Origin of the sequence: Paenibacillus sp. TAF43_2, assembly GCF_052113545.1 — a bacterium.
In the GTDB taxonomy this organism is placed as follows: domain Bacteria; phylum Bacillota; class Bacilli; order Paenibacillales; family Paenibacillaceae; genus Pristimantibacillus.
The window spans coordinates 1-4,771 of record NZ_JBFRDK010000287.1; the positions used below are offsets into that span (position 1 = coordinate 1).

4 protein-coding genes are annotated in these 4,771 nt (G+C 30.1%); all 4 read left to right on the plus strand.

What is annotated here, in order from left to right; translation table 11 throughout:
- Window positions 1-312, plus strand: a 312-nt coding sequence (locus AB4Z17_RS32015) for an ABC transporter permease (RefSeq protein WP_441964352.1), incomplete at its 5' end; no start/stop codon positions are given.
- 1 nt (window position 313) lies between these two features.
- Window positions 314-1,585, plus strand: a complete 1,272-nt coding sequence (locus AB4Z17_RS32020) for an ABC transporter ATP-binding protein (RefSeq protein ID WP_441964354.1) — start codon at window positions 314-316, stop codon at window positions 1,583-1,585.
- Window positions 1,586-1,623: 38 nt separating this feature from the next.
- Window positions 1,624-3,012, plus strand: coding sequence for an FkbM family methyltransferase (locus AB4Z17_RS32025; protein WP_441964356.1), 1,389 nt, complete (start codon window positions 1,624-1,626; stop codon window positions 3,010-3,012).
- The coding region (locus tag AB4Z17_RS32030; RefSeq protein WP_441964358.1) for a glycosyltransferase family 4 protein at window positions 2,996-4,771 on the plus strand (1,776 nt) is incomplete at its 3' end. The genes AB4Z17_RS32025 and AB4Z17_RS32030, both read left to right, overlap by 17 nt.

Genomic DNA, 4,771 nt, shown 5'->3' on the forward strand with positions numbered 1-4,771 from the left:
TTAGCAATAAATTTATCAGCACTTTATGTTAAATTTAGAGACTTAGAACATATAGTTGGTGTTATAACATTTGTTTGGTTTTATTTAACACCTATTGTATTTCCAATTACTATTTTTCCCGATAAAGTCGCTAATATAATAGAATTGAACCCGATGGTGCCTATCATAAATTCATTTAGAAATATTCTATTAGATGGTAAACAACCTGATTGGAGTTCATTATTATATGCACTTATAGTTGGAATAGTATTAATAATAATAGGGCTTCTTGTTTTTAAGGCAAGTGAAAAAACCTTTGCGGAGGACCTGTAATATGGATAATCAGACTGTAATATCTATAAAAAATGTGAGCAAAGCCTTTAAAATATATCGTGATAAGCCACTAACAATAAAAGAAAAAATATTAAAGTTAAGAAGTAATGAGTATAGCAATTTCTATGCTCTGAACGATGTGAGCCTGGACATTCAAAGAGGCGAAACTATTGGATTAATTGGACACAATGGTTGTGGGAAAAGCACTTTACTTAAACTTATTACAAAAATACTATACCCGGATAGTGGGGAAATCAAAGTTAATGGAAGAATATCAAGTCTTATCGAACTAGGAGCAGGTTTTCATCCGGATTTTACAGGAAGAGAAAATATATATATTAATGCTTCAATATTTGGTTTATCGAGAAGAGAGATTAACGAAAAAATCGATGAAATTATTGAGTTTTCTGAATTAGGAGAGTTTATTGAAAACCCTGTAAGAACCTATTCGTCAGGTATGTACATGCGACTAGCATTTTCAGTTGCTATAAATGTGGAACCGGAAATACTGTTAATCGACGAAATACTTTCTGTAGGAGATGCTAATTTCCAAAAGAAATGTTATGAAAAAATAGAAGGATTTAAAAGAGATGGAGCAACAATTGTTATTGTTACACATGATTTAGGAACAATTGAAAAAATTTGCGATAGAGTTTATTGGTTAAATGAAGGTTGTGTTATAGAACATGGTGAAGCAGATAGAGTAGTAAATCTTTATACGCAACGTATGAATAAACAATATATTAATCAACGGCAAGAAGAGTACCGTAAAGAATCAGAATCTAACGATTCAGCTACTAAAGTTGAGTCGTCTCAAGATGATAATGATGTTTCGAGTTTCACAGATGAGACTAGATGGGGATCGAAGGAAGTTATTATTACAGAGGCAAGAATATTAAACCAATTGAGAGAAAACACGAATATCGTTGCCGCCGGTGAATTAATAACTATTGAAATCGACTATAAAATTATAAAACCACAGAAAGAATATATATTTGGTGTGGGAATTTATACATCAGATAAAGTACTCGTATATGGAAACAATACTCAACTCGATAAATTAAAGATTCAATCTTTAAATCAAAATGGAACAGTTAAATTTTATATACATGATTTTAATTTACTAACAGGTAACTACAAGCTCAATGTTGCTATTGTTGATGATAATCATATAGCGTTAGATTTCATCAAATTTTACATGGACTTTTCAGTTGTGTCAAATGATAAAGCAGTTGGACTTTTTTCTATAAATCATAACTGGGAAGTGAATTAATTCAAAGATTGTTAAATGTGAAAATGAGGTGTTTCCAATTGAAAAAGTTATTTCGAAATATCGAACAAGAGATCATATTTGAAAAATTATTAAAAGGTTTGAATATTAATGAACAACAGATAGAAAAACACCAAGAAACATCTCTTGATACGAATCTGTTCCTATTAGAAATTCGAGGCTATATAAATAGTATGCTTCAAACACGAGAAAACTATGCTTATAGATATTTGCATTCTCATAGAAAAGTTATTGGTCCACTAATTATTTTTGCTAAGAAAGTTGTAAGGAAGCTACTTAAGTGGTATGTGGAACCGATTGCATTTCAACAGACGAAGTTTAATAGTGCGGTTACACCTGCAATAGGTAGAATGACTGAAATAGTAAGTGAGCTTACGTTAAAGACAAATAAGATAGAGGGAAGTTATGAAGAGAATCAAGAGAAGACAATGAAAAAACATGAACACTTTGACAATATAGTTGCTCAGTTAATTGAGAAGCACGATAAAGAGCATGATGCAGTAGCTCAGTTAGTGCAGAAGCAAAAGCAACACAGCGATGTAGTAGCTCAGTTAATGCAAAGACAAGAAGAACAAACTTCCCTAATTATTAAATTAACAGAAGAAGTAAGATTTCTTGAAAAGAAACAAAAAGTACAAGAACAATTAAGTGAGAATACTAGAAGTATATTTGAAAAACTGGATGAGATCGATTTGTTTAAGAAAAGTAATGATCTATTCTTTGATAAAAGAACTCATTCACAATCGGGTGAAGATAGTATTCTAGCTTATATTATTCATGTGTTAGGAATTCCTGTTGAATCCGTTGATTATATTGATTTAGGTGCAAACCATGCCAAAGAATTAAGCAATACTTATTATTTTTATAGCAAAGGTGCTAAAGGAATTTTAGTTGAAGCTAATTCTAACCTCATACCTGAATTAAGCTTTTATCGACATAGAGATATTATATTAAATAAATGTGTGGATATAGAGACTGATAAAAATATTGAATTTTATATTCTAAATGGGGATGGAATGAGTACTCCTGATTTTGAAGCGGCTACGTCATTCTGTGAGAAAAATCCTGATTTAAAAATTATAGATAAAAAAGTTGTTGAAACTATTTCATATTCAACAATTGTAGAGAAATATCTTGGTAAGGCCCCTACAATATTATCAATAGACATTGAAGGTAAGGATATGGAGATATTGGAATCTATAGATTATAAAGAAAAGCGACCTTTAATAATAGTAACAGAAATGATCAGTTATGATATTAAACTAAATTACAAAACAAAAAAAACGGATATAAAAGATTTCTTAGAAAGCAAAGGCTATGATGAGTATGCATTTACAGGAATCAACTCAATCTTCATAGATGGAAGATTTCTTAGAGAAAGGGAAAATCAAAATGAATATAGCAATTGATGTTTTAGCTATTTTAGGACCTGGCTCAAAGAACAGAGGAATAGGTAATTATAGTACAAGTCAATTAAAAAAAATGTTTGATTTAGATAAGGTTAATAATTATTTCCTTTTGAACTTCTATGAGGATACAAATTTAAAGGAAATACTAAATTATTCCAATAACGTTACAGAGATTTATATCTATTTAGGCGATGATGGTTTTTTAGGGAAACGTGAGCAATTTAAAGATATTTTAGGTGGAGTAGTTAAGAAGTTTATTAGCACATATGATATAGAGGTATTTTATTTTACATCAATATTTGATGGAAGTATTTCCTATGATATGGATTGGTTTGATGGAGTTAAGACAGTAGCAACTTTATATGACATCATACCTTATATATATAAAGAAAAGTATCTAAACAACAAAGGTATGCATGATGAATACATGTCACAAATAAATAATATTCAAAAGATGGATAACTTATTAGCCATATCACAAAGTGCAAAAGACGATGTCATTAAACATTTAAATATTGATTCTAATAAAATTAGTGTTATATATGCTGGTACGGATGAATGTTATACGAGTATTGAAATACCTTCTGAGAGTGCTAGTGAATTGATGGGGAAATATGATATTAAAGATCAATTCATTATGTGCACTGGTGGGGATGATGATCGTAAAAATATAGGTGATTTGATAGTCGCATTTTCAAAAATGCCAAATCATTTAATTATTCAATATCAACTTGTTGTTGCTTGTAAGCTAAGCAAGGCATCAGAAGAGCGTTATTATGATATCGCGGCTAAACACAATATTAGAGATAGAGTAATACTAACTAATTTTATCCCTTTAGAACATCTCATCCAACTTTATAATCTTGCTCATATTGTGGCATTTCCTTCGCAATACGAAGGATTCGGTTTACCTGTAGTTGAAGCAATGGCTTGTGGTACTCCAGTACTGACATCAAACAACTCAAGTCTAGGAGAAATAGCTATAGGGGCAGCTGTTCTAGTAGACCCTTTTAAAGTAAAGGATATTACTAGAGGCTTAATAGAAATATTAGAAAATACTGATTTAGAACATTTGAAAAAAATGGGATATGAAAGAATTAAAAAATTCACTTGGGACAAGGTTTCTCAAAGTACGTTGGATGTTTTTAAAACTTTAAAAAGTGAGAAGACAAAGACAGGAGAAAAGAAAAAAATTGCATTCTTCACACCACTACCACCTGTGAAGTCTGGTATATCAGATTATAGTGTAGATATAATATGTGAACTCTCCAATTATTTTATTATAGATGTTTTTATCGATACAAACTATTTACATGATGGTGGACTACCAGAAGATGTTTCGGTATATGAACACAGTTATTTTAAAGAAAGAAGTAATCAGTATGATGATATAATTTATCAAGTGGGGAATAGTGAATATCATATTTTCATGATAGATTATCTAAAACAATATCCAGGAACAGTTGTATTACACGATTATAATTTACATGGAATATTGCACTTTTTAGCTTCAAAAAATAGTGGTATCGAACAATATAAACAATTCTTATATGAAGATTTTGATAGGAAAATAGTAGATGATTATATTAGTGAGCTTGTTTCTGGAAATATTTCTTTAAAAGAGTTTGAATTTCCATGCAACGGTGCAGTAACAAACTATGCAAATAAAATCATCGTACATAGTGATTATGCAAAAAAACTATTATTACAAAAAGATATAAAGAGGAATGTTAAAAAAATACCGCACTATGCTCGTATC

Coding starts and splice junctions, on each gene's coding strand:
- AB4Z17_RS32020 (WP_441964354.1), top strand. CDS start 314: ATGGATAATCAGACTGTAATATCTATAAAAAATGTGAGCAAAGCCTTT.